Origin of the sequence: Roseburia sp. MSJ-14 (assembly GCF_018918225.1) — a bacterium.
In the GTDB taxonomy this organism is placed as follows: Bacteria; Bacillota; Clostridia; order Lachnospirales; family Lachnospiraceae; genus Petralouisia.
In genome coordinates this window covers 184,735-209,960 of record NZ_JAHLQD010000005.1, presented here as the reverse complement: position 1 = coordinate 209,960, position 25,226 = coordinate 184,735, and the positions used below count along the sequence as shown (strand labels likewise).

The 25,226-nt window shown below is 37.7% G+C and carries 33 protein-coding genes and 4 pseudogenes; 35 read left to right on the top strand and 2 right to left on the bottom strand.

The window, feature by feature from the left end:
- Positions 1-2 precede the first annotated feature (2 nt).
- The 35 genes and pseudogenes from KQI83_RS17270 to KQI83_RS01270 all read left to right on the top strand — a co-directional run.
- Positions 3-80: pseudogene (locus KQI83_RS17270) on the top strand (ATP-binding cassette domain-containing protein); the annotation flags it as partial.
- Positions 81-224: 144 nt separating this feature from the next.
- The gene (locus KQI83_RS01435; RefSeq protein ID WP_216554102.1) at positions 225-614 is read left to right on the top strand and encodes a thioesterase family protein; all 390 of its coding nucleotides are present in this window, start codon (positions 225-227) and stop codon (positions 612-614) included.
- 14 nt (positions 615-628) lie between these two features.
- Entirely contained in the window at positions 629-1,315 is a 687-nt protein-coding gene (locus tag KQI83_RS01430; RefSeq protein ID WP_253295451.1) for a YoaK family protein, read from the top strand.
- 23 nt (positions 1,316-1,338) lie between these two features.
- Positions 1,339-1,713 (top strand): DUF6483 family protein, encoded by a 375-nt coding sequence (locus KQI83_RS01425; protein ID WP_216554100.1) that lies wholly within the window; start codon positions 1,339-1,341, stop codon positions 1,711-1,713.
- 9 nt (positions 1,714-1,722) lie between these two features.
- On the top strand, positions 1,723-3,126 hold the full coding sequence (locus KQI83_RS01420; RefSeq protein WP_216554098.1) for a cobyrinate a,c-diamide synthase: 1,404 nt from the start codon (positions 1,723-1,725) through the stop codon (positions 3,124-3,126).
- Positions 3,123-4,175 carry a nicotinate-nucleotide--dimethylbenzimidazole phosphoribosyltransferase gene (gene cobT, locus KQI83_RS01415; RefSeq protein ID WP_216554096.1) on the top strand — a complete coding sequence of 351 codons (1,053 nt, stop codon included), beginning with the start codon at positions 3,123-3,125 and terminating at the stop codon, positions 4,173-4,175. Before KQI83_RS01420 ends, cobT begins: the two co-directional genes overlap by 4 nt.
- Before the next feature lie 27 nt (positions 4,176-4,202).
- A pseudogene (locus tag KQI83_RS01410) lies at positions 4,203-4,751 on the top strand (bifunctional adenosylcobinamide kinase/adenosylcobinamide-phosphate guanylyltransferase); the annotation flags it as partial.
- Positions 4,738-5,511, top strand: coding sequence for an adenosylcobinamide-GDP ribazoletransferase (cobS, locus tag KQI83_RS01405; protein WP_216554092.1), 774 nt, complete (start codon positions 4,738-4,740; stop codon positions 5,509-5,511). The pseudogene KQI83_RS01410 and the gene cobS, both read left to right, overlap by 14 nt.
- Before the next feature lie 44 nt (positions 5,512-5,555).
- A complete protein-coding gene (locus KQI83_RS01400) occupies positions 5,556-5,936 on the top strand; it encodes a bifunctional adenosylcobinamide kinase/adenosylcobinamide-phosphate guanylyltransferase (protein WP_216554090.1) in 381 nt (126 codons plus the stop codon).
- Positions 5,937-5,950: 14 nt separating this feature from the next.
- A complete protein-coding gene (locus KQI83_RS01395; RefSeq protein WP_216554088.1) occupies positions 5,951-8,137 on the top strand; it encodes a poly(ethylene terephthalate) hydrolase family protein in 2,187 nt (728 codons plus the stop codon).
- A gap of 27 nt (positions 8,138-8,164) precedes the next feature.
- A complete protein-coding gene (gene cbiB, locus KQI83_RS01390) occupies positions 8,165-9,151 on the top strand; it encodes an adenosylcobinamide-phosphate synthase CbiB (protein WP_216554086.1) in 987 nt (328 codons plus the stop codon).
- 46 nt (positions 9,152-9,197) lie between these two features.
- The gene (locus KQI83_RS01385) at positions 9,198-10,349 is read left to right on the top strand and encodes a hypothetical protein (RefSeq protein WP_216554084.1); all 1,152 of its coding nucleotides are present in this window, start codon (positions 9,198-9,200) and stop codon (positions 10,347-10,349) included.
- Positions 10,318-10,611 (top strand): TIGR04197 family type VII secretion effector, encoded by a 294-nt coding sequence (locus tag KQI83_RS01380; protein WP_216554082.1) that lies wholly within the window; start codon positions 10,318-10,320, stop codon positions 10,609-10,611. The genes KQI83_RS01385 and KQI83_RS01380 overlap by 32 nt, the downstream gene beginning before the upstream one ends.
- Before the next feature lie 15 nt (positions 10,612-10,626).
- Positions 10,627-12,027, top strand: coding sequence for a T7SS effector LXG polymorphic toxin (locus tag KQI83_RS01375; RefSeq protein ID WP_216554080.1), 1,401 nt, complete (start codon positions 10,627-10,629; stop codon positions 12,025-12,027).
- 16 nt (positions 12,028-12,043) lie between these two features.
- Positions 12,044-12,571 (top strand): hypothetical protein, encoded by a 528-nt coding sequence (locus tag KQI83_RS01370; RefSeq protein ID WP_216554078.1) that lies wholly within the window; start codon positions 12,044-12,046, stop codon positions 12,569-12,571.
- The gene (locus tag KQI83_RS01365) at positions 12,568-12,984 is read left to right on the top strand and encodes a DUF5082 family protein (protein WP_216554076.1); all 417 of its coding nucleotides are present in this window, start codon (positions 12,568-12,570) and stop codon (positions 12,982-12,984) included. The genes KQI83_RS01370 and KQI83_RS01365 overlap by 4 nt, the downstream gene beginning before the upstream one ends.
- Positions 12,985-12,993: 9 nt before the next feature.
- Positions 12,994-13,440, top strand: coding sequence for a hypothetical protein (locus KQI83_RS01360; RefSeq protein ID WP_216554074.1), 447 nt, complete (start codon positions 12,994-12,996; stop codon positions 13,438-13,440).
- Positions 13,441-13,461: 21 nt separating this feature from the next.
- Positions 13,462-13,662, top strand: coding sequence for a hypothetical protein (locus tag KQI83_RS01355; protein ID WP_216554072.1), 201 nt, complete (start codon positions 13,462-13,464; stop codon positions 13,660-13,662).
- 12 nt (positions 13,663-13,674) lie between these two features.
- Positions 13,675-14,706 (top strand): pyridoxal phosphate-dependent aminotransferase, encoded by a 1,032-nt coding sequence (locus tag KQI83_RS01350; RefSeq protein WP_216554070.1) that lies wholly within the window; start codon positions 13,675-13,677, stop codon positions 14,704-14,706.
- Positions 14,707-14,730: 24 nt separating this feature from the next.
- A complete protein-coding gene (locus KQI83_RS01345) occupies positions 14,731-15,348 on the top strand; it encodes a sugar O-acetyltransferase (RefSeq protein ID WP_216554068.1) in 618 nt (205 codons plus the stop codon).
- A gap of 48 nt (positions 15,349-15,396) precedes the next feature.
- On the top strand, positions 15,397-16,896 hold the full coding sequence (locus KQI83_RS01340) for a cobyric acid synthase (protein WP_216554066.1): 1,500 nt from the start codon (positions 15,397-15,399) through the stop codon (positions 16,894-16,896).
- A 3-nt stretch (positions 16,897-16,899) separates the two neighbouring features.
- Positions 16,900-17,139 carry a hypothetical protein gene (locus tag KQI83_RS01335; RefSeq protein ID WP_216554064.1) on the top strand — a complete coding sequence of 80 codons (240 nt, stop codon included), beginning with the start codon at positions 16,900-16,902 and terminating at the stop codon, positions 17,137-17,139.
- Positions 17,140-17,320: 181 nt separating this feature from the next.
- The gene (locus KQI83_RS01330) at positions 17,321-17,626 is read left to right on the top strand and encodes a Dabb family protein (RefSeq protein WP_216554062.1); all 306 of its coding nucleotides are present in this window, start codon (positions 17,321-17,323) and stop codon (positions 17,624-17,626) included.
- A complete protein-coding gene (locus KQI83_RS01325; protein ID WP_216554060.1) occupies positions 17,616-18,149 on the top strand; it encodes a cob(I)yrinic acid a,c-diamide adenosyltransferase in 534 nt (177 codons plus the stop codon). The genes KQI83_RS01330 and KQI83_RS01325 overlap by 11 nt, the downstream gene beginning before the upstream one ends.
- A gap of 17 nt (positions 18,150-18,166) precedes the next feature.
- Positions 18,167-18,802 (top strand): precorrin-8X methylmutase, encoded by a 636-nt coding sequence (locus KQI83_RS01320; protein WP_216554058.1) that lies wholly within the window; start codon positions 18,167-18,169, stop codon positions 18,800-18,802.
- Position 18,803: 1 nt separating this feature from the next.
- Positions 18,804-20,024 (top strand): glutamyl-tRNA reductase, encoded by a 1,221-nt coding sequence (gene hemA, locus KQI83_RS01315; protein ID WP_253295450.1) that lies wholly within the window; start codon positions 18,804-18,806, stop codon positions 20,022-20,024.
- A 14-nt stretch (positions 20,025-20,038) separates the two neighbouring features.
- Positions 20,039-20,362: a DUF6054 family protein gene (locus KQI83_RS01310; RefSeq protein WP_216554054.1), complete on the top strand. Its 324-nt coding sequence runs from the start codon at positions 20,039-20,041 to the stop codon at positions 20,360-20,362.
- 26 nt (positions 20,363-20,388) lie between these two features.
- Positions 20,389-20,664: a metal-sensing transcriptional repressor gene (locus tag KQI83_RS01305; RefSeq protein WP_216554052.1), complete on the top strand. Its 276-nt coding sequence runs from the start codon at positions 20,389-20,391 to the stop codon at positions 20,662-20,664.
- A gap of 56 nt (positions 20,665-20,720) precedes the next feature.
- Positions 20,721-20,873, top strand: a complete 153-nt coding sequence (locus tag KQI83_RS01300) for a hypothetical protein (protein WP_216554051.1) — start codon at positions 20,721-20,723, stop codon at positions 20,871-20,873.
- A gap of 130 nt (positions 20,874-21,003) precedes the next feature.
- Positions 21,004-21,165 carry a hypothetical protein gene (locus KQI83_RS01295; RefSeq protein WP_216554049.1) on the top strand — a complete coding sequence of 54 codons (162 nt, stop codon included), beginning with the start codon at positions 21,004-21,006 and terminating at the stop codon, positions 21,163-21,165.
- A gap of 71 nt (positions 21,166-21,236) precedes the next feature.
- Positions 21,237-21,854 carry a class I SAM-dependent methyltransferase gene (locus KQI83_RS01290; protein WP_216554047.1) on the top strand — a complete coding sequence of 206 codons (618 nt, stop codon included), beginning with the start codon at positions 21,237-21,239 and terminating at the stop codon, positions 21,852-21,854.
- A gap of 93 nt (positions 21,855-21,947) precedes the next feature.
- Positions 21,948-22,181: pseudogene (locus tag KQI83_RS01285) on the top strand (GNAT family N-acetyltransferase); the annotation flags it as partial.
- Positions 22,182-22,208: 27 nt separating this feature from the next.
- Positions 22,209-22,280, top strand: a pseudogene (locus tag KQI83_RS01280) (TfoX/Sxy family protein); the annotation flags it as partial.
- Positions 22,281-22,442: 162 nt separating this feature from the next.
- Positions 22,443-22,721, top strand: coding sequence for a type II toxin-antitoxin system Phd/YefM family antitoxin (locus tag KQI83_RS01275; RefSeq protein ID WP_216554043.1), 279 nt, complete (start codon positions 22,443-22,445; stop codon positions 22,719-22,721).
- A 4-nt stretch (positions 22,722-22,725) separates the two neighbouring features.
- Positions 22,726-23,043 (top strand): type II toxin-antitoxin system RelE/ParE family toxin, encoded by a 318-nt coding sequence (locus tag KQI83_RS01270; RefSeq protein WP_216554041.1) that lies wholly within the window; start codon positions 22,726-22,728, stop codon positions 23,041-23,043.
- Positions 23,044-23,152: 109 nt separating this feature from the next.
- On the opposite strand, the gene KQI83_RS01265 is transcribed toward KQI83_RS01270, so the two are convergent.
- Both KQI83_RS01265 and KQI83_RS01260 read right to left on the bottom strand, forming a co-directional pair.
- Entirely contained in the window at positions 23,153-23,842 is a 690-nt protein-coding gene (locus tag KQI83_RS01265; protein ID WP_330622262.1) for a YoaK family protein, read from the bottom strand.
- A gap of 43 nt (positions 23,843-23,885) precedes the next feature.
- Entirely contained in the window at positions 23,886-25,226 is a 1,341-nt protein-coding gene (locus tag KQI83_RS01260; RefSeq protein WP_216554040.1) for a threonine/serine ThrE exporter family protein, read from the bottom strand.

Here is a 25,226-nt window from a genome sequence, read left to right as displayed (position 1 = left end):
AAATATTAAAAGATGTAAGTTTTACCATTCCGGAAAAAACATCTACGGCTATCGTAGGACCATCCGGAAGCGGAAAAACAGCTTATCATGATTTTGTAGAAATCCGCAAAAAAGCAGAGGGATGGAAATTATCCTAAAAACCTTATCAGAAATTTTTCCAAAAAGGTTCCTTTTTGCAGAAAAAGAATATATAATAAGGAAAGCAAATGCAAGGAGGATATATTATGTTGGAAATTGGAATGAAAGGATATCAGGAATTTGTAGTATCTGAAAAAGATACTGCCAAAGTCCATAAAAGCGGAACATTAGATGTATTAGCAACACCGGTATTGGTGGCATTGATGGAAGAGACTGCATGGAAGAGTGTTGCAGAACAGTTAGAACCGGGGATGGGAACGGTTGGAATCAAAATGTATATGCAGCATTTAGCACCAACTCCTATCGGAATGAAAGTATGGTGTGAGTCCATTTTAGAGGAAGTGGATGGAAGAAAATTAGTATTTTCTATTACTGCTTACGATGAATCCGGAAAAATCGGAGAAGGAAGACATGACCGTTTTATCGTAGAAGAAGAAAAGTTTCAGAAAAAGGCAGATAGCAAGAAACAAAAATAGTAATAGAAAGTGAAATGATTAGGATTATGAAGAAACAGCAAATGTCGGAATCAGTGTTTGTGGCAGCATTTTTATGTTTGTCCGGCGGATTCCAGGATGCATATACTTTTTTTTATCGGGGAGAAGTATTTGCCAATGCACAAACGGGAAACATGGTCTTAATGGGAACAAGCTTTGCCACAGGAGATTACCGTACCGGAATGCGGTATCTCCTGCCGGTACTTGCCTTTGCAACAGGCATTTATGTAGCAGAGCGTATACGCAGACATTTTAAATATTACAGAAAAATACATTGGAGACAGCTTATTGTAATTATGGAGATTCTTTTTTTGTTCGGTGTAGGATGGATGCCGCAAAAGATGGATCTTGTGGCAAATATGCTGGTCTCCTTTGTCTGCGCTATGCAGGTACAAAGTTTCCGTAAAGTAAACGGAAATGCATATGCCAGCACCATGTGTATTGGAAATTTAAGAACTGCAACAGACATGCTTTGCAGTTACCATGTGACAAAAGATAAGCGATTGTTGGACAAAAGTCTGCTATATTATGGATTTATCGGAATCTTTATTATAGGGGCAGCGTTTGGAGGTGTCCTTGCAAAAGTATTAGAAGCAAAAGCAATCTGGATTTCTTGCGGACTATTAACGATAGCTTTTCTTATTATGTTTATTCGTGAGGATGTAGAGCACAAGGAATTATAAAATGATTAGAAAGGGAAACTAAGATGGTAGAACAGGATTATATCATGCGTATTATCCATGAGATGGTACGAACTTTTTTAAAACTGGTATTTCAGATAGATGAAGAAAAACAAGAGGATGTTCAGTTTGAAGACAAAAAGGTACAGGGAAATTTTGAAAATCTTTGTGCCATGGCAGACCGTGGAGAAATTAACCAGGCAGAAAATATTCTTTACGAAGAATTAGAAGAAGGAAATATCGAATATTTAAAAATGGCAGTATTATTCTATGAACATTTGAATAAGATGAGCAACGAATATTTGGAAAAGTGTGATTTTTCCAGAATAGAGGTTGCAGAAGGCATGAAACATGTTATGAAAATGTATGGCTACGATAGTCTTGCAGAAACATTGATTTAGGAGGTAATTGTGAAACTACCGAGAATTATGCTGGCGGCACCCGCAAGTGGAAGTGGAAAAACGTTAATTACCTGCGGTCTATTACAGCTTTTTTTAAACCGTGGAAAACATCCCGCTGCCTTTAAATGTGGCCCGGATTATATCGACCCCATGTTTCACCGAAGAGTGATAGGAACCCCATCCAAGAATTTAGATACCTTTTTTACAGATATCAATGTAACCAGATATTTGTTTGGTAAGGAAGCAAAGAAGGCAGATATCTCTGTATTAGAAGGCGTGATGGGATTTTTTGACGGTGTAGGCGGAATTACAGACCAGTCATCTTCCTATGAACTGGCAAAGGTAACGGATACACCGGTGATTCTTGTGGTTAATGCAAAAGGAATGAGTCTTTCTGTTGTTCCCATGATACAGGGATTTTTAAACTATCGAAAAGACAGTCATATCAAGGGGGTTATTCTTAACCAAACCACGAAGATGACCTATTCATTATTAAAAAAGCAAATAGAGCAGGAACTTGAAATTAAGGTTTTAGGATATGTTCCAAGATGTCCGGAACTTACCATAGAAAGCCGCCATCTTGGATTAGTAACTCCAAATGAGATAGCAGATTTGCGAGAAAAAATAGAAAAGCTGGCAGAGCTTTTGGAAGAAACACTGGATATCGAAGGGATATTTGACTTAGCAAATCAGGCTGCCAACCTGGAATGGGAAGACGTAAAAGTACCTAACATAGAACTTTCAATAGGACAAAAAGCACCTCGCATCGGTATGGCAAGAGATGAGGCTTTTTGTTTTTGCTATCAGGATAATTTGGAACTATTACAGGAAATGGGAGCAGAGATAGTAGAGTTTTCTCCACTTCATGACAAAACACTTCCAAGTAAGTTAGATGGAATGATTCTATATGGTGGCTATCCCGAATTGTATGCAGAAGAATTGAGCAAGAACAGTGGAATAAAAGAAGAAATCAAACAGGCAATACAAAGGGGAATGCCATATCTTGCAGAGTGTGGTGGTTTTATGTACTTGCAAGAAACTATGGAGGATATGAAGGGAAATAAATATCCTATGGTAGGTGTACAAAATGGACAGGCATATGCCACAGAGAAGTTAGGAAGATTTGGCTATATTACGCTATCTACAGAAAAGGATAATCAACTGTTATGGAAAAATGAGTGCATCAAGGCACATGAATTTCATTATTTTGATACGACGGATAATGGAGAGGATTATCATGCAAAAAAGCCCATGGGAAGTGGAAAGTGGGATTGTATCCACGGTGGAGAAAATTATGCAGCAGGTTATCCACATTTATATTATTATTCCAATCCTGATTTTGTATTTCGATTTTTGAAAAGTTGTCGGAAATGGCAACAAAATCGAGAAACAGTAGAAACGGAGCAGTCATGAAACTGAAAGAATATTTAGAACAGATAAAACCGGTGGATAAAAAAGCAATGGAATTAGCTGAAAAACGATGGGATTCCATTGCCAAACCCTTAAAAAGTCTTGGAAAAATAGAGACAAATCTTATTCAGATAGCAGGAATACAGCGAACTTCCGCCATTTGTCTTAAGAAAAAGGCGTTAGTAGTAATGTGCGCAGATAACGGAGTAGTAGAAGAGGGAGTTACCCAAACCGGGCAGGAAGTAACTGCTATTGTGGCAGAGAATTTTTTAGATGAAAAGTCCTGTGCAGCCATCATGTGTGAAGATACCAGAACAGATATTTTTCCTATTGATATAGGAATGGCAGTGGATACACCGCGAGTAGAAAAACATAAGATTGCATATGGAACTAAAAATATGGCGAAAGAGCCTGCGATGACAAGAGAAGAAGCAGAGCGTGGCATTATAACAGGAATACAGATAGTAGAAAGATTGAAAAAAGAAGGATATGATATCATTGCCACCGGAGAGATGGGAATCGGAAATACTACCACCAGTAGCGCAGTAGCCGGTGTTTTGCTTAACCAATCGGTAGAAAGTGTAACAGGAAGAGGTGCAGGACTGGATAGTGCAGGACTAAAGCGTAAGATGGAAGTGATTAAAAAGGCGATAAAGATGCATGAACCAAATCCCAAAGACCCTGTGGATGTACTGGCAAAAGTAGGAGGATTTGATATTGCAGGTCTTGCGGGCTTATATCTTGGTGGAGCTATCTATGGAATTCCGGTGGTAGCAGATGGATTTATTTCAAGTGTGGCAGCATTGACAGCCATTCGTATGGAACCATTGGTGCAGGATTATGTACTTGCTTCCCATGTGTCAAAAGAACCGGCAGGAGCAATGATTTTAGAAGCAATCGGAAAATCTCCAAGCATTACCTGTGATATGTGTTTGGGCGAGGGAACTGGTGCAGTAGTATTATTTCCGTTATTAAGCATGGGCTTACATATCTATGAAAAAATGAGTACCTTTGCTCAGATTGAGATTGCAGATTATGTACCGTTAGAATAAGCGTAAGATGAAAAAGAACAGGAGAAGTGCATGGTAGTATTTATTACTGGTGGAAGTGGAAGCGGAAAATCAGAATATGCAGAACAACGGGCAGTAGCATTAAGGGAAAAAGAGAAAGCATCAGAGCTTATCTATATCGCAACCATGGAAGCGCAGGATGCAGAGAGTAAAAAAAGAATTGAGCGTCATCGAAAAATGCGAGAGGGAAAAGGATTTTTTACTTATGAGTGTTACACACATTTAGAAGAACTACCGGTAAATAAAAATCAGGTGATTTTACTGGATTGTCTTTCCAATCTTACCGCAAATGAAATGTTTTCTTCTAATGGACGAAAAGAGCAGATGGTGTCAGCCATTGAAAAGGGTTTGACACATTTGATAAAGAATGGAAAAAATGTTGTCATTGTGGGAAATAATGTGTTTGAAGATGGAATCGAGTATGATGAGATGACAAAGACTTATTTAGAACGAATGGCAAAGATACATCAATTCTTAGCTACACAAGCGGATGAAATGATTGAAGTTATTTGCGGAATACCGGTCTTTTGGAAAGGGGAGCACCATGAAGTATATTAATGCATGTATCATAGCATTTGCAATGTATTCAAAAATACCAATGCCAAGGGCAGATTGGGAAAAAGAAAATATGAAGTATGCCATGTGCTTTTTCCCTTGGGTAGGAGTTGTGATAGGAGCTTGTGTTTACCTGTGGGGCAGATTTGCAGGAAACATTTCGGTGGGAAGTATACTGTATGCAGCAGTATTAACGCTTATTCCCATTTTTATTACAGGTGGAATCCATCTGGATGGATTGTTAGATACGGCAGATGCATTAAGTTCCTGGCAGACCAGGGAACGCAGACTGGAAATTTTAAAAGACTCTCATACAGGAGCATTTGCGATTATTACCTGCTGTATGTATTTTATAGCGTATTTCGGCTTTTCTTCCGAGCTGTTTGAAATGCAAAGAATAGAAGGAATCGGTGTAATTGCCATAGGATTTTTTCTAAGCAGATGTTTGAGTGGATTTTCCGTAACTGCATTTCCTTGTGCAAAAGATAGTGGATTAGCGGCAACTTTTGCAAATGGAGCAGATAAAAAACGTGCAGGAAAAGTTCTGATAGGGGAGGGAATCCTGGCTATTGCAGTTATGATATGGGTAAGTATTCCACTGGGAATAGCGGCGGTAGTGGCAGCATTGTTGACATTCTGGTGGTATCATCACATGTCTGTGGAAAAGTTTGGCGGAATCACGGGAGATTTGGCAGGATGTTTTTTGCAAGTGTGTGAATTAATGATATTGGTTGCAGTGGTAGTGGTGGAAAAACTACTATAAAAAGTGTGCGTAAAAAGAGTTACTCATAGTGAGGAGGGCGAGAAATGATAATTGTTACCGGAGGAGCTTATCAGGGTAAGCTGGCAGTTGCAAAATCCCTATGCAAAAAAGAAAATCCAGTGATTGCAGAGGGAAAAGAGGCGAGTCTGGAAGAGTTGGAACAGGCGGATATTATTGCACAATTTCACTTGTATATCAGGCGTTTATTGGAAAAAGGAATAGAACCGGAAAAACAAGTGGAGGAATTATGCAGAAAAAATCCTCAAGTTATTTTAGAAATCACCCAGTTAGGATGCGGAGTGGTACCTATGGATGCTTTTGACCGAAACTATCGGGAGCAAGTGGGAAGAATCAGTTGCAAAATAGCAGAATCGGCAGAAGCAGTCTATATGGTGAATTGTGGAATTGCAAAAAGATTAAAATAAAATGAGGTATACAGATGAGAAAATGGAAGGTAATTATTGCCAAGGGGAAAGCAAAGTATAGAAATTGGAAACAATGTTTTAGTAGTTTTACCGAAAGAAACTGGGATGATACCGGAACGCTTCTTTATTGGGTGGTGTTACTGCTGTTTAGTGTTTCAGTGGGAATAATGTCCGGAAAGTTTATGAAACCTATCGGTGTAGGCATGGTACTAATGAGTGTTGTTACATTTATTATTAGTGTGCTGATACTGTGGTTCCTAAAAAAGATAGTAAAACTGGCATTACGAAATGGTATTACAGAGTTTTTGACCTGGTTGTTATTATGCTTTCTGTGTATTATGGTTTTCACGGGAGACTCAGAGGCTGCCGGAGAAACAGAAAATACAATATTTGCAGTAGGAATTAGCATCATATTTGCAATGTTTCTAAAAAGTATTTGGGCTGTTTGTGCAAAAAAAGTGCGAACAAAGGCAATTTTTATTACGTTGACAGCAACCGGAATTCCAACCTTAGCGGTGATTGGATTGCTTTGTACAGGAGGATTTTCAGACAATTATATAGAAGAATATCAAAAACTGGCAAGCGTGAAACAGTTATCGGAATCCGAAAGTGCAGATATGCAAAAAGCACTGAAAAACGGAGATTATACGGTAGAGACAATTACTTATGGAACGTCTGAACAGGCAGATATTATGTCAAATGTAACGGACATTAGCTATTATGCGGAGAATGAGGGCATTCAGGGATACTTCAAAGAAAAATATCAGGGATATTCTTTAAAAGAAGTACCTATGGCAGGAATTGTCTGGTATCCGAAAGAAAAGACAGAGTGTCCCACACTTTTTATTATTCATGGAAATCACAATTGGCTGACAGATTCATATCTGGGATATGAGTATCTCGGAACGTATCTTGCATCCCATGGTTATGTGGTTGTGTCGGTAGATGAAAATGCCTGTAACGGATTGTCAGGGGAAAACGATGCCAGAGCAGCTTTGCTATTGGAAAATATGCGGCAGTTAAAAAAGTTCAATCAGCAAAAGGATAATCCATTGTATGAAAAAATGGATTATGAGAATCTTGCACTGGCAGGGCATTCCAGAGGTGGCGAAGCGGTAACGGAGGCATATTTATTTAATAGCCTGAGTTATGACCCGGATAATGGAAATCATAGATTTTCATGGGACTTTTCTATTAAATCAATAATTGCCATTGCGCCGGTTTGCGGACAATATCAACCTGCTGACCGTGAGGTAGAATTAGAAGATGTGAACTATTTGTTGCTTCACGGTGCAAACGATCAGGATGTCAGTACCTTTATGGGAATGGAGCAGTACGAAAACATTCATTTTACAGGAGAAAAGGAATGCATCAAAAGTGCAGTATACATAGCAGGATTAAATCATGGCCAGTTTAATTCTTTGTGGGGGAAATATGATTTGGATGAACCGGTGAATCGTATGTTAAATGTGGAAAATTTCCTGCCCCAGCAAGAACAGGAGAACATTGCAAAAATATTTATAAAGACATTTTTGGATAAAACATTAGAAGATAAAACCGATGGATGTACGGAACTTTTAACGAACTGTCAGAAATATCAGGAAATATTGCCGAAAACATTATATGTACAGTCCTATGATACTTCCGATGCAGTTACCTTATGTGATTTTGAAGAAGATGTTCGATTAGAAACAGGAAGTTTGAAAGGCGTTCAGATAAAAGCGAGAAATGTAACAAGCTGGAGGGAGGAAGAATTGACATTTTCCTCCGGTGAACTAAGAGAAAATTATGCCATGATATTAAAATGGGAAAAACCAAAGGAAGAAGCGCAAATAGAAATTTCTTTACCCGAGTGGAAGGAAGAAAGTAAAAGTATTCGTTTTGATATTATGAATATGGAAGAAAATGAGGAAGAAAAGGCGCAGGCATTAGAGGTAGAAGTGGTTGTAAAAGATGCAGAAGGAAAGGAAGCCTGTGTAAAAGTATCAAATGACACTACCATTTATCCGGCATTTCCGGTTCGATTAAATAAGTTGCAATATCTATTGGGAACAGCAGAGTATAAGCACCAGTTTCAAACAGTTTCCGTTCCGTTAACAAAGTTTGAAGGCATAGATACGACAAATATTACAGAGATTATCTTACGTTTTCCGGAGAAAAATGGGAAAATAGCCATTGATAATGTAAAGTTATCTCAATGAGAAAGACAATAGAAAGGCTGAAAATACATGGAGTTATTTAGTTGTACAACGATTGCGTTATTCCTTGGAGTGATTCTTGATTTTATATTGGGAGATCCACATGGATGGTGGCATCCGGTGATTGGAATTGGAAAAATAATTACAAAGACAGAACATATCGTAAGAAGTATTTTTCCAAAGACCAAAAGAGGAGAAAGGATTGGTGGAGGGGTACTTGCCGTTGTAGTAATTGTGGTATCGGTGGCAATTCCGGCAATACTTTTGTATATTGCGTATCATTTGCACTGGGTAGCAGGGATGCTCCTAGAAGCAATCATGTGCTATACCATGTTAGCAGCAAAATCACTAAAGGTAGAAAGTATGAAAGTAGCCAATGCACTGGAGCAGGAAGGATTAGAGGCAGGAAGAAAGGCAGTTTCCATGATAGTGGGACGTGATACACAGCGTTTGGATGAAACCGGAGTTATCAAAGCGGCAGTTGAGACAGTTGCGGAAAACACTTCAGATGGAGTAATAGCGCCATTGATTTTTATGGGAATATTCGGTGCAGTAGGAGGTTTTTTCTACAAATCTATTAATACCATGGATTCTATGATTGGATATAAAAATGAAAAATATCAGTATTTTGGAACTGTGGCAGCCAAGTTAGACGATATTGTAAATTTTATTCCCGCAAGAATCAGCGCAATCATTATGGTTGTATCAGCTTTTTTATGTGGAATGGATGGTAAAGGGGCTTTTCGTATATTTAAAAGAGATCGTTATAACCATGCAAGTCCCAATTCTGCCCAGACAGAATCAGTAATGGCAGGAGCATTGGGTGTACAACTGGCGGGAGATGCCTGGTATTTCGGTGTAAAACATGAAAAACCTACGATCGGAGATGCAAAACGCCCGGTAGAACTTAGGGATATTCAAAGAAGTAATCGCTTGATGTATATGACAACTGTGTTGACAGTAATAACTATATTGGTAATACATTTATACTTGATATTTACAAATGTTTCATTTTGAAGTATAATTAGAAAGATAAGTGAGGACAAGGAGTTGAATAAGTAATATGGAACAAGTCAATGGATTCTATACAGACTTTTGGTGCTATCAAGGTGAAAAGAATAATGAAATAGGAATTACTATAGCAGTAAAAGGCGGTATCGTAAAGAGCTTATATCGAAATCAAGAAGAAATAGTCAAGATAAATCCGGCAGCAGGAAGTATTTTTTTACATGCATTAAATGAAAAAAGAAAAAGTCAGGGAGTCACAGACTGGAAGTGTAAAATCGGTAGAAACGGAATCTATTTTTCCTTAATCACCGAGAAATGGAAGGTAGAAGAAAGTCTGGGACAGATGGTTCAATTAATATATGAATCACAGATTACAGAAGAAGAATTTCTTGCGGCAAAACAGCAAACAATTAACAGTCTGAAACAGAATTTCAGACACGAAATGACGCGAAGCTGGTATTATATGTTTGAATTTACGGATATTGGTAAACGATATACTTATAATGAATGGGCAAGAGCGTTAGAAACAATACAATATGACGAATTTCATAAATATATAGAAGAACTGGTAAATCCCAAGAATAGCGTTGTGATTGCAAACGGTGAAATGGAAGAATGGGAGGTTACCAGTATTTGTGCTGTTTTAAGAAAGGTTCAAAAAAGCGGAACGGAATATATAGACTATGGATATGCATTAGATGAGAATGGTATCTTGGATTGCCATTTAAAGGGCAATATGGACTGTGATTCTTTAGGAGCATTGTATTTTGTATTTCCAGATGCCAATGCAACCCCTACGGAAAAAATATTTCTATTATTATATATCAACGAGATGTTGTTCCGGGAACACGGAATTGTATCGGTGGATGCATTTGATGCAAGTATTGTATACTATAGAGCACCAATCAGAGAGTATCGGGTAGAAATAGAAAATATCTGGACAGAAGAAAATGTACTGGCTGCACGAAGAAGGTTATTGCAGAGTTTTGATAATTTAATAAAAGATCCTATAAAATTCGGAGTATATGAAGGAGAGCTGCTTTTTTCGGGAGTAGACATTTCGCAATTGATACGTTATATACAGATATGTGACTTTGAAGTTATATATCGTGCATATAAAAATGCCAATGTAAAAATAGGAAACGGAGCAATTATAAATAAGGGAGGAATTAAAAATGGCAGAACAACTGGTATTAAAACCAAGTGAATTTCAAAAGGAAATTGATACATATAAGACACAGAATGCAAAGCTGGAAAATGTGAAGTTTGAGGCAAAGCCGGAAAATGTGGCACTGGATAGCTTTGATAAGATTCAGGAATGTGTAGATACATTTAATCGCATTGTTAAAAAGATGAATTCTTTGGGGCAGGATGATGTGAAAAACATGCAAAATATTAAGAGTGCATGGATGAAGTTAGATGAGGAAATTGGAGAAAAAACATTCGGAGAGACTTTGTTTGGAAAATAAGGGGGTAATAGTGGAATGAAGCGATTAGAAAACGCAACAATTATTGAAAACGTAGAAGAAATTTCCAAGGTAGGAGAAGAATTACAGGATATTATTTATGGGCAGTATAAGAACGCCTATATGTTATCATTAAGTAATAACTACAGAGGTGCATCTGCCACTGCTTGTAAGAATTATATTACCAAGGTGACAATTAATATCATCAATGGATTTCTTAATGTAATACAGGAGATGACAGATACATTATCCGAGGTAAAAACCACATTCTTAGGATATGAATCAGAAGAAGATGGTATTGTAAATACCGGTACACTTTTCTCTGTGGATGATGAAATTACAGGAAATTATAAAAATGCTTTTACCAGTCTCATGAGTGAAGTAGATGGAGTATTGCAAGAAGCGGCAAAATATATTTCGGTAACTAAAATATCGCAAGATGTTGTGACAGATGCTTATTCTTCCTGGGAAGATAAAGTGACAAAGATTAATGATGATTTGCTTGCAGCAGACACAACAGCCAAGGATAAGTTAGACGTGCTGTTGGGACATATGAAATCGTTAGAAAGCATGATAGATGGAGTAGGGCAGATTATCGACACCGAAAAACATATTGATTATGAAAAGGTAAGCGATTTAGTTGTTAGTGGTTCCTATTATCAGGAGGATGACAGTAACTTAGAAAAGATAAAAAAGGATGACCCGTTTTCATACTATGCAAATGGCGGCAGCGGTTGGGAACAGCAGTGGGCACAGGGATTTTATCAGGATGTATATGCGTATGCAGGAGTAAGTGCATGGACGGGAGAATATGCATCAAAATACAATAACGGAAAATATAGCGGAAATGCCAGTGGTTCCTTTTTCCAGGGGGATGTTGGCGGTCAGTTTACCGATTATGCAAAGTTTAATGGAACAGCAAGTGCTGTGCATGGCGAGGGAAAAGTAAATGCCGGATTTTCTGACAAATACGTAGGAGCTTCAGCATCCGGAAAGGCATCACTGTTAAATGCCAATGGAAAGGTAACATTAGGGACAGAGAATTTTAATGGATATATTACCGGGGATGCAACTTTGTTTGGAGCTTCCGGTTATGCAAAATGCGAGTTTGAAGATAATGGTTCTTTTGCGGTCGGTTTAGGTGGCAATGTAACAGGAGCATCTGCAAAAGCTGCATTGGGGCTTAGTTTTCTTGGAGTATCTGCAAAGGATTCTGTTACCGGTAAAAAAGAGTCTTTATTTGGTGCATCCATTACGCCGGAAGCAACTTATGGTACAGGTGCGGATTTCTTAGTAGAAGGAAAGAAAGTAATCGATACGGACAGTATAGACGTGCATACCGTTCATGTGAAGCTGGGTGGAAAATTAGGACTTGGTATAACGGCAGATGTTACCATGCCATATTTTACATTTGACTAGGTTGAAAGGAGCAGAAATGAACTGGTTTGCAAAATTATGGTGGATGTTTGGAATTGTGGGCGCAATAGTTGCTCTTATAAATCCATTACTTGGATTATTAGGTGTAATCGTAAGTGTAATAACAATGTTTATTATGAAAATGTGGCAAATTAACATGCACCAGCGTTTACAGTATTACCAAAATCCGGAAAAGTTATATCAGGTTGGAAAAAATATCAAAGGTTCTGAACAGATACATGATTTACAGGTAAAAAATCTTTCTCGTTCTGTGGCAGCAATCTGTACAGGTGGTAAGGTTTTGGCAGTATTTAGTATTTTATTGCAAGTGATAGTAGATATAGGTGTTGCTATGGCAGGACTTATGAATGTGAAGAGAGGATATTATTACAGCATGAGTCCGCTGCACATTATTTCAAAGGAACAGTATCAGGCAGTGGGAATTCCATTAAGTATCGTAACAGCAGTTTTTAATGTTTGTATGGGAATTGCTTTTTGGAGACATTGCGAGTATTATAAAAAGAAGATAAAGGGGGAAGTAAAATGAGTGTTTTGGATTCATTACAATCCAGTCTTGCCAGTGCAAGAGCAGAATTAGAGGCAAAAAAGAGACAGGCAGAGGCGTATCGGGCAAAGGCACAGGAAATTGGTACGGTGTATGAAGAATTAAAAGAAAAGAAAAAAAGTATGCGAACCTTAAAGAGCAATGTAGAGGACTTTAAGGATACAAAGTATGATGCTTGGAAGGGCAACTTATGGAAGCAGGAATATAAGGGTAGCGGTGAAAAGGTTGTAGCTTCTTATGATACCGTTATTCAGGAAATCGATACCAATATGGACAATCTGAATTTGGAAAAAACAAGGTATGAGAATCTTGCAAATGATTGTTATGGAATAATCGGACGTTTGGCAAGCACCATCAACAGCTTATTAGCACAGATTGAAAATTGTGTGAATTAGGAGAAAAATATGCAGATAAAAGTAAAGACAGCATTGGCTCATGAACAGCAGAAGGAAAACGAAGCAGTAAAAAGGGAGCTTGCATCCATTCAAGAATACATAGATAATCATATTCCGGATTTAGAAGAAGAAAGTATATATTTTATTCCATTACAGGGAAATTACATGCAAATAAAGAGAACGATGCTCTTTGCCGGAGTTATGATATCTACTATGAAAAAAAGTGTTCAGGGAATAAAGGGGACGCTGCGGACTCAATTGGTGGGATATGATGCAGAAGTTGCAAAGATTCAGTTTGAGTTTCCACCGGAATTTTTGGGAAGTCTGGATTATGCAGAAGGATTACCGGTGCATTTCCAAGTTCCGGTACGAGGCTTAAAGGAAGATGCAGTAATAAAGAGCAGTAGTTTTCAGTGCACATTGGAAGATGTGGAAGTTTTAGCTGTAAATGGATAAACAGGGACTAGGAGGCATCTTGTGAAGGAAAGATTAGGAAAAATATTTTTTGCAATTGCTGTAATTGGAGCAATGATGATATCAGCATGTATTTATTTTTATAGTGACAAGAAGATTCTGGTATGGTTAGGAATCCCGATATTCATAATTGGAGTAATCGGAACCTGTGCAACGTCAAAAACATTGCGAAAGTATTTGGTAGATTTACTTGATTTTTTCTAGAGAGGTACAATCATGCATAAACATGGTGGAGACATTTACAGTCATCCTAATTTGATAGATTTTTCAGCGAATATTAATTTCTTAGGTGTTCCGGAAACTTTGATGGAAGCCGCAAGAGATGCCTTGAATGAGGTCATACATTATCCGCAGCCGGGAAGTATAAGACTTTGTGAAGCAATTGCTCAAATGGAAGGGGTAGATGCTACACAAATAATATGCGGAAATGGAGCGGCAGATGTGATATTCTCTTTAGTCTTGGCAGAAAAACCCCAAAAGGCATTACTTCCCGCACCGACTTTTCAGGAATATGAACAGGCATTGCAGAGTGTGGATTGTAAGATAGAACGTATAGCGTTATTAGCAGAAGATTTTTCATGGGAATCTTTTGCAGGAAAAATAACAGAAGACATAGACATGGTGTTTTTCTGCAATCCCAACAATCCTACCGGTGTGGTGTACCCTAGAGAGGGATTAGAGAAGTTATTGCAAAAGTGCGCAAAGACGGGAACACGCCTGGTAGTGGATGAGTGTTTCCTTGATTTTGTTTCCCGAGAAGATACAATTACAATGAAGCCATATTTAGTGCAGTTTCCGAATCTGTTCATTATAAAAGCATTTACCAAAATGTTTGCAATTCCCGGAATACGCCTTGGTTACGGAATGTTATCGGATGAAAAATTGCTTTTAAAAATGCAGACAGTGACACAGCCCTGGAATGTCTCAGTAATTGCACAGCAAGTAGGAGTTGTCGCTACCAAAGAGACAGATTTTATAGAAAAAACAAGGCAGGCAATTGAAATAGAAAAAGAATATTTGCTACAAGAATTAGGAAAATTGCCGGTAGAATTATATGGACATGCAGCAAACTTCATTTGTTTTCGCGGAGAAGAAAATCTGGATAAAAAGTTAGAACAGCATGGAATCCTGATTCGGAATTGTTCTAATTTTCAAGGATTGGAAGAAGGCTGGTATCGTATCGCAGTACGAAACAGACAGGACAATCAATTATTGATTCAGGCACTAAAGAAAGTATTTGAAGTATAAAATACTGGTATTGGGAGGAAGAAAATGGATATTAAAGAAAAAATGCACAGCACCCAGTTGTATAATCCGGGAGATGCAGAATTAGTAAAAGAGCAGACAAAGTGTCTGGACAGACTTTATGATTTCAATATGACGCGCCCAACAGAGGAAAAGAAAAGACAGGAACTGCTAAAAGAAATGTTTGCAGAGATTGGAGAAAGCTGTTATATCGAGCCTCCATTTCACGCAAACTTTGGTGGAAAACATGTGCATTTCGGCAGTCATATATATGCCAATTTTAATTTTACCACAGTAGATGATACGCATATTTATGTAGGAGATTATACCATGTTCGGGCCAAACGTGGTACTTGCAACCGCAGGACATCCTATTAATGCAGAACTTCGTCAAAAGGGGTATCAGTACAATGCCCCGATTCATATTGGAAAGAACTGTTGGTTAGGTTCCGGAGTGCTTGTGCTTCCGGGAATTACCATTGGTGATAACGTAATTATCGGAGCAGGAAGTGTGGTAACAAAGGATATTCCATCCAATGTGGTTGCAGTGGGAAATCCATGCAAAGTCTTGCGGGAAGTAAGCGAACACGATAGGGAATATTATTTTAAAGATAAGAAAATCGGAAAAGAATTTTTTGAGGAGTAGGTTATCTACTCCTTATATTATATAGGATAAGAATGGAGCATAAAAGCAATGGCAAAATCAATTATGATACAAGGTACGATGTCGAATGCAGGGAAAAGTCTGATTGCAGCGGGATTATGTCGTATATTTAAACAAGATGGTTATAAGGTAGCACCTTTTAAATCACAAAATATGGCATTGAATTCCTACATTACCAAAGAAGGACTGGAGATGGGACGGGCACAGGTAACACAGGCAGAAGCAGCAGGAGTAGAGCCATCGGTTTATATGAACCCCATTCTGCTAAAGCCTACCAATGATGTGGGCTCTCAGGTAATTGTAAACGGTGAAGTAGTGAAAAATATGAGTGCCAGAGAGTATTTTGCATACAAAAAACAGTTAATACCGGATATTTTAAAGGCATATGAAAAATTAAATCAGGAGTACGATATTATTGTCATTGAGGGGGCAGGTTCTCCGGCAGAAATCAATCTGAAGCAGGATGATATCGTAAATATGGGAATGGCAAAGATGGCAAATGCACCGGTACTTTTAGTGGGAGATATTGACCGTGGAGGTGTTTTTGCTCAGTTAGTAGGAACAATAATGCTCTTAGATGAGGAAGAAAAAGCACGAATAAAAGGGACTATTATCAATAAGTTTCGAGGGGATAAAACCATATTGGACCCCGGAATTGATATGTTGGAGGAAATGACAAAGATTCCGGTAGTGGGAGTAACTCCTTATATGAATGTGGATATTGAAGATGAAGATAGTTTAAGCGAACGATTTTCCCATAAAAACAGTCAGGGGATTGTGGATATCGCAGTAATACGTTTCCCTCGAATTTCTAACTTTACGGACGTAGCGGTGTTAGAAGGCATGGAAGAAGTAAATCTATATTATGTAAACAAGATAGAACAACTGGGAAATCCGGACATGATTTTACTTCCGGGAACAAAAAATACCATGGCAGATTTGAAGTGGATGCGTGAAAACGGATTAGAGGCTGCAATACTAAAAGCAAAGCAAAGAGGAACCGTGATTTTCGGAATTTGCGGTGGTTACCAGATGTTAGGAGAAGTGTTAGAAGACCCGGAAGGAGTAGAAGAAGGGGGAATATTGCGGGGAATGGGATTATTGCCAACTAAAACTACATTTACCACAGAAAAAACTCGAACCAGAGTAATGGGAACTATCGGAAAGATTACCGGTGTTTTGCAGAAAATCTCAAGGAAAAAACTGGAAGGATATGAGATTCATATGGGAAAAACTTCCGTAGATGCGCAGAAAGTAGTACGGTTCTCTGAAATTGCAGAAGAGAAAAAAGCAGCAAAAGAAGATGGTGCATGTACAGAAAATGTATATGGAACATATGTGCATGGTATTTTTGACGGAGATGGCATAGCCACAGAGTTAGTGCGAGCATTTGCGGATAAAAAAGGAATTCCAATGGAAGAGTCTCAGCAGATAGACCGACATACCTATAAGGAAACACAGTATGATTTGCTGGCAGATACTTTGCGAAAGTATTTGGATATGGATAAGATATATGAAATATTACAGTAAAGTATGATGGTAATGCCAACCATGTTGACGAATTATGAAAAGAGTGATTACTTAAAGACGCTTACTGCGGGAAATCATATCATTCGGATTAATTTTACCGATGGATATGCAGAAGTGACAGCAACAATTACACAAAATGAGGCCCCACAGCAAGCAGGAGCAACTGCAAAGACCGGGGATAATACCCCAATGGCAGGAACTATTTTCTTAGGTATGGCAGTAGTTATTGTATTATTAGATTAACGTAAGCGGCATTGTGTTAGAAAATAAGTAATAGACAAAAAAAGCTATATATATTGAGGTGATTCTTCAATGTATATAGCTTTTTCCTTGAGGGAATGCAGATACAATATTGTAGGAAGAATAGGGATGTGTTAAAATTAAAAATATGAAATGAAAATCAGAATCGTTTGGAGGAAGAGACATGATAAAGCATATTGTAATGTTTAAATTAAAAGAAGAGGCAAATGGAAAAAGTGCTAAGGAGAACTTAGCAGGTGCATTGGAACTTTTGAAGAATTTTCAAGAGGAAATTCCATCCTTAGTACATTTTGAAGCAAAAACCAATCACCCGGAAGCACCGGAAAGCAATTACGAACTTGCGCTGGTATGTGATTTTAATGATATCCAGGGGCTGAATGAGTATCAGGTGCATCCGGTACACAAGAACTTTGGAGCATATATTACGCCAGTAAGAGAAAACCGGGCATGTATTGATTATGAGTATTAATAAGGGACTGATTCATATTTATGAGGGGGATGGCAAAGGAAAAACAACTGCGGCAGTAGGATTGAGTATTCGTTATGCAGGAAATGGGGGGCAAGTAGTCTATACGCAATTCCTGAAAAGAAATGATTCCGGTGAACTGAAGATACTGGAACAAATAGAAAATATTTGCCTGATACGTTGCTCGAAGAATTTTGGATTTACCTTTCGGATGACGGAAGAGCAGAAGAAAGAAGCAGCAGAATATTATAATGCGCATTTGAAAAAGGTACTAGAAAAAGCCGGAGAGCTTTCTCAGGGACTTTTGGTATTGGATGAAGTATTAGATGCTTATAATAGCAATATGATAGACCACCAGATGCTTTTACAGTTTTTAAAGGAAAAGCCGGAAGGACTGGAGGTAGTTTTAACAGGACGCAATCCGTCAGAAAAATTGTTAGTGTTGGCGGACTATGTGACTTTTATGGAAAAAAGAAAGCATCCCTATGACAAAGGGATTACAGCAAGACGTGGAGTTGAATTATAAATATTGAGGAAAAGAACATGAAGACAGAATTAGAACAGGTACTTCCGGCAGAAATTGAAAAACGAAGTTTTGAGATTATTACAGAAGAACTTGGAGACCGAAAATTAGATGAAAAATATGCGCCTATTATAAAACGTGTCATTCATACCACAGCAGATTTTGAATATGTGGATAATCTGGTATTTTCACAGGGAGTATTGGAAAAAGCGTTGAATGCACTGAAAAGTGGGGCTTGTATTGTAACAGATACTCAAATGGCAAAGGCAGGAATTAATAAAAAAGCATTGGCAAAGCTGGGAGTGGAAATTTATAATTTTATTGCAGACGAAGATGTAGCAAGATTAGCAAAAGAAAATGGAACCACTCGTTCAGTTGCTTGTATCGATAAGGCAGCAATGTTACAAAAGCCGGTAATATTTGTTATTGGAAATGCACCAACAGCGTTAGTAAGAATTTATGAATTGGTACAAGAAGGAAAGCTACAGCCGGAATTGGTGATTGGAACACCGGTAGGGTTTGTCAATGTGGTACAGTCCAAAGAAATGATTATGGAGTTATCGGTACCGTATATTATTGCAAGAGGAAGAAAGGGAGGCAGCAACGTGGCAGCAGCCATTGTAAATGCCTTGTTATATATGATTTATGAACGTTAAAATGGCAGGGATTGATTATACTGCGGCAGAAATAAATATTCGACAATGTTTTGCTTTTACTAAAAAGGCAATTGCCGAGGCGTTAGAAAAAATAAAGGAAAATCCGGAAGTTAAAGGGTGCGTTATATTATCTACCTGCAACCGTATGGAAATTTGGCTAAGCCTAAAAGACGGAGCAGATATAGATTTGCTAAGGTATATTTGTGATATTAAGAGAATGGATTCCGCAGCATATGGCAAATATTTAAAGGTTCGTGAAGGAAAAGAGGCGGTACGACACCTCTTTTTTCTAAGTGCCGGAATGAAATCACAGATTGTAGGAGAAGACCAGATATTAACACAGGTAAAAGAGGCAGCAGCCTTTTCCAGAGAACAGGAATGTATGGATCATGTGTTAGAAGTGTTGTTTCGTATGGCAGTAACGGCGGGAAAGCAGGTAAAAACGGAAGTGCCCATGGATAAGGCTAATTTTTCTGCGGCACATCAGGCAATTCATTTCCTAAAAGAACATGGGATTGGACTGGCAGGAAAAAAAGCATTGGTAATTGGAAACGGTGAAATGGGAAAGATTACCGCTCAGGCGTTGATGGAAGAGGGAGCAGATGTTACGGTAACTGTTCGTCAATATCGAAGCGGTGTAGTAAATATTCCACAAGGAGCCAAACGAATGAATTACGGAGAACGTTATCAGTACATACCGGAATGTGATGTTATTTTTTCAGCTACTGCAAGTCCGAATTTTACGATAACCAAAGAACGTTTGGAAAATTGTTTACCAGAGAAACAGCAGATATATGTGGATTTGGCAGTACCGCGTGATATGGAAGAAAGTATAGAAGATCTTACCAATGTTCAAATGTATGATATGGATTCTTTTCATGTAGAAGAAAAGTCCCAACGCATGAAAGCACAATATCATCAGGCAGAAGAAATTTTAAAAAAACATATTCAGGCATTTTATGACTGGCAGGAAAGTCGGGATTTGGTGCCGAGAATTCAAGAAATAGGACTTGCTTCCGGGCAGGATGCTTGTTGGAGAATGGAGAAAGAACTGAAAGAACTTGCACTGTCGGAAGAAGAAAAAGACAGGTTGCGTGGACAAATCAGGCAGGCAACCGGGAAGGTAGTGGATAAGCTACTGTTTACTTTGCGAGATCAAGTAGATACCGATATGTTAAGGCAATGTATTGAGATTATGGAACAGGTGTATGAGGAAAAATAGAGGAGGAATAAGTTATGGCAAAATTAGAAACCAGTGTATATGGGGATTTTGATGAAATATTAAAAAGAATTGAAGATGGAATATTAAATGGAAGTATTTCAGCCTCTTTAGAAGATTACAGTGACTTTTATAGTGATGGTGCCAGGTGTAGTGTCAGAGTTTTTGAACGCTATAGCTGGTCCGGTGGAAACCGTGTGAGTTTGGCAGTAACGCTTTTCCAGGGCGATGACGATATTCATGTATCAGCAATTGCTTCTGGTGGAAGTCAGGCTGTATTTTGGAAAATGAATACCTTTGGAGAAGAGGCATTTTTAGATAAATTGCGAGAATTATTATAAATAGACGGAAGAATGGAGATAATAAAATGAAACAATGTATGGATTCCGAAAATCTGCATCGCAGATTGAAAAAAATTATTGGACAGGTTCAGGCAATTGACAGAATGATAGATGAGGATGTTCCATGTGAAGATATTTTATCACAGCTGAATGCTGCCAAATCTGCACTTCATAAGTGCGGGCAGGTTGTGTTGGAAGGACACATTAAGCATTGTGTGAAAGACGGTATCGAGCATGGTGACGCAGATAAAACAATTGAGAATTTTACAAAAGCAGTAGAACGATTTTCCAATATGGGTTAAATATTTTGTGGAAATAATTTGAAAAGCAGGTATTGTTTGGTGTTCAGTCTGTTTATATGAAAGAAGACGGATTAACAGGAATGTATTATGACTATGCTATGGCAGCACCACTTATGGTTCCGCAAGAAAATAACAGAAGTATGGAGGTTCTGATTCTTGGAATGGGGACCGGAACTTATGCAACACAATGTAAAAGTTACAAATTATGATGGAAGAGCTTGCTCAGATTATTTTAGAGGAAGTAGCGTATATATAAGCAAATTTATGAAAAAGGTGGTATTTATATTATGTCGTGATATAATTAGTACCATGAATCGGAATTTACGGAGGTAATTAGCTATGAAAAAGGAATTATTAAAAAAGGAAGAAACGGAAGAGGTTGTATGTCCTCGTTGTGAAAAGGAGGTTATTAGAGACTCTATTATTTGTCCTTTTTGTGGATTCGGAATATTAGCTTGGCTTGAAGGCGAAATAGATGAAAATGGACGTTCAACAAAGTAGAAAATTATTAGAGTGATTTTACAACTTCCACTTTATAAGTGTATTAGATGGATGAACAGGAGAAAAAGTATATGTTAGACAATAAAGGATTTGATTTGTGGGCAGATGGATATGATAAAACTGTTGGAATTTCTGATGAAGAAAATAGTTATCCATTTGCAGGTTATAAAGAAATACTTGGAATGATTTATAAGAAAGTTCTTGAAAGAGAAAAACCGACGATTCTTGACATAGGATTTGGGACAGGAACACTCACCACAAAATTATATGAAAAAGGGTGTGAAATATATGGACAGGATTTTTCTGAAAGAATGATAGAGCTGGCTCAGAAGAAAATGCCAAATGCCCATTTATATCAGGGAGATTTTTCCAAGGGACTTGTAAAACCACTTTTACAACATACATATGATTTTATCATTGCAACGTATTCCTTACACCATCTATCAGATGATGCGAAAATTCAATTTATTCAATTATTGAAAAAACTGTTAAAAGAAAATGGTAGTATTTTTATTGGGGATGTAGCATTTCAAACAAGAGCAGACTTAGAGAAATGTCAGCGGGAAGTCATGGATGAATGGGATGAGGATGAAATTTATTTTGTGATTGACGAGTTAAAGAAGGCATTTCCTAAAATGGAATTTACGCAGGTATCGTATTGTGCAGGGGTACTGGTGATAAAGCGGTAAATTGGAAAGATATTTTTTATTAAGAGGTGATATAGTGTTATATGAAATAAAAGATACTTCAAAAGTAAAAGAATTGTTTGAGGGTGGCAGGAAACATTAATATTTTCGTGTTTGCAAAACGTTATGGGAAAGATATATGTTACAGATTTAGAACAACCGAAATCGGCATTTGCGTTTGTTGGTTGTTTTGGATTCTATGCCGGAGAACCTAATGTGGAGTTAGTAATCAATAAACCAGAGGGATTTGTAATTTTGGTACCTCAGAATGGACAATGGGCTGCCATTGAATCTGAAAGCTGTTCATCTGGCAGAAAAGCTTGGGTATGAATTTGAGCATGAGTATGTTGCATATAAGAGTTTTTGACTGGCTTATTTAATGTCATGTATGATGAATTACCGGCACCAAAACCAAAAAAGAAGAAATAGATAGAATGCTAACGAAAACGGTCTTTGAGACATCTCAGAGACCGTTTTCAATTTTGGTCTACTGTTATGATGCACTTCTCGTGGTGAAATTTTGGCAGAATTCTTGATAATATAGACAAATTAAGATATAATTTGACTATAATAAAAATGGAGGTATTTTTTATGTATACATTACAAGAATCAATTCGACCATCGGCAGATTTGAGAAATCATTATAGTGAGATTTCTAAACAATGCAGAGAAGAAAATGAAGCAGTTATTATTACAGTTAACGGACGTGGTGATACGGTATCTCTTTCATATGAGGAATATAAGAGAATGAAGTCCAGAATTGAACTTTTGGAAATTCTTACGGAAGCAGAAGATGATGTAAAAAGTGGAAGAGTTGCACCAATAAATGAAACATTTGATGATTTGAGACAAATGCTACAGGAGGGATAGGATTTTGAAATATAAGGTCATTCGTACTGAAACAGCAGATGTTCAGATTAGAAAAATTATTTTACATATAGCTGAAAATTTTGGCAGTGAAGTTGCATTGGAGAAGTTAAAGGGTTTAGAACAAAGTATTCTGGATTCAGGCATTCATCCATCAAAGGGAGTAGAACCTCGCTATCTGGTGCTGAAAAGGCAAGGATATAAAGTATTGATACTTGAGAAAAATTTGGTGTTTTACAAGATTAATGAGGAAAATAAAGAAGTTGTAGTTTATGCTGTTGTAGACAAAAGACAGGATTATTTGGATATTATTAGAGGCTTATAGAATATAACTATATCTACAAGAAATATATGATTACATGGTGAAGTTTAGCTTTCCTTATACTTACTTATGAATAGTTGTTTCCCCTAAGGGAGGGGGAAAATGGAAGGTATTAAGTCTGACTTTCTTCCTGTATAAACATTACAGAGAAACTAATAAATAAAAGTAGACAGGAAATCCATATTGTGTGCATTCCGAGAGGCGAAATAAAGGCACTTCCTAAGCCGGCTCCTAATGCAAACAGAAAGATAATTCCGAAGTAATGAAAGGATTTGTAAAGAGTCTGTTTGTTATGAGATTGCTGATAAGAACACAAAGCTTCCATTCCGCTTCGGATATTTCCTATACACATTGTACTGGCAAATGCGTAACTGTCAACCTTTCGGAATGATTGAACTTGCATAGCACAGGAAAATGAAACTAGTGCGTTTGCAATAAGATTTAGTTTTTCTGGGATAAACCCAACAATAAAAAGCAATAGCATTTCAATTATCAGAACAATTTGCCGCCAATGGAGACGCTGAAGATTTTGAAATGATTGTCGGATTCGTGTTGCAGCAGCAACTCCAAGTGAAAAGAACAAAATAGGTACAAAGTAGTGGATAGCATTCTTCCAATTGCGATCAAATATGTTTTGACTAAGAAGGACAATATTTCCCGTTTGTGCATTTGCAAAAACATGTCCTCTTGAAATGTAAGTATAAATGTCTTGCAAACCACCTGACATTGACAAAAGAGTAGCAGTAAAAAGTGATTCGGACATTTGTTTGGTTGGGTGATAATGGAAAATTGAAAATTTCATGTTGCCTCCAAAAATGATTGTTGATTTTTATAACAGTAAATAATTAGGTACAGTATCGGAAGGTTTTGTCCGTAATAATTCGTGCAAATATAAGTCCCAAAGGTAATGCCAGGATGATAAGCAGTGCAGATGCAAGCCATGAGGCAGCAGCAGTGAGATTCATAATTCCAAGATTATAAAATCCCTTATACAAATATAATCCGGGAACCATGATTACAATGGATGGAACTGTGATTGATATTCTAGGATATCCGGCTACTCCTTTAAGTGTAGAAGCAAGAATTCCTGCAATAAATGCACCGATAAAGGCGGCAGCAGCCGGAGGTAAAGTAAAAAGTTCTATCAGTTCTAATCGGATTGTATTGGATGCAGCGCCTATGATACCGGCAGCAGTGGCAAGTCGGATGGGACTGTTAAACATAATAGAAAATCCAAAGACTCCGCAAAAGCTGGTTAGTAAACGTAGCAAAATCCACTGCCACAATACAAGGTTTAAAGGAAGAAATGGAATTGGTTTAAGTCCAAGCAACATAGCAAGTATCCAGGCAGTCATAGTTGCAACGGTTATGATAATCATAGAATACATAAATCTTTCTATTCCCGAACGCATATCCAACTTGGCAAGGTCAATTCCGCTGGTGATAAATGGAAATCCGGGGATAATGAATAGCATTGAACAAATGTATCCGGCTTCATGTTGTAAATTTACTGCAAATATAATTTCTAGTAGTTTTAATAAGACGGTATAGGTGAGACAAGCGGCAGATACAGAGGAAATAATACACAAGAATAAAGTAAAGTGATGTTTTGAAAGTTTGCATCTTATGTAGTTTCCTATTCCTGCACCGGCAAAGGCACATAGCATCTCAACAATACCGCCTCCCAGAAGAAATGTAAAAGCACCACATGCTAATGCCGCAGCGATAGCTAATGTAGCAGGAGAATACAATCCGTGAATTTTTTCGATTTGGTCCAATATAGAATGAATTTTTTCACAACTTTGTGTAAGTTCATTTGTTGAAAAATTAGATACAAGTTTTTCAAGACGATTAAGTTGTGAAGTATTGACTCCGGTATTAGTCAGGCATAGAGATTGGCTAAAGCTGTCATTTCCATCGAAGCAGGTATAATTGATAGACATGAGTCCGATATCAACAGTACAAGTCATATTCATAAGCTCAGATAATTCATTCATAGAGCTGCGAACACGCCAGGCTCCTGTGCCACAGGAAAGCATCATGATTCCTACTCTTCCTACTACAGATGCCTTTGCGGGTAGACTTGCTTGTGTAATTGGGGTTGAATCTGTTTTATCAGCATATTCGTGCCAAAGAACATCCATATGATTTTTTTTAATATTTCTCAGAGTATTTGCAGTTTTCAT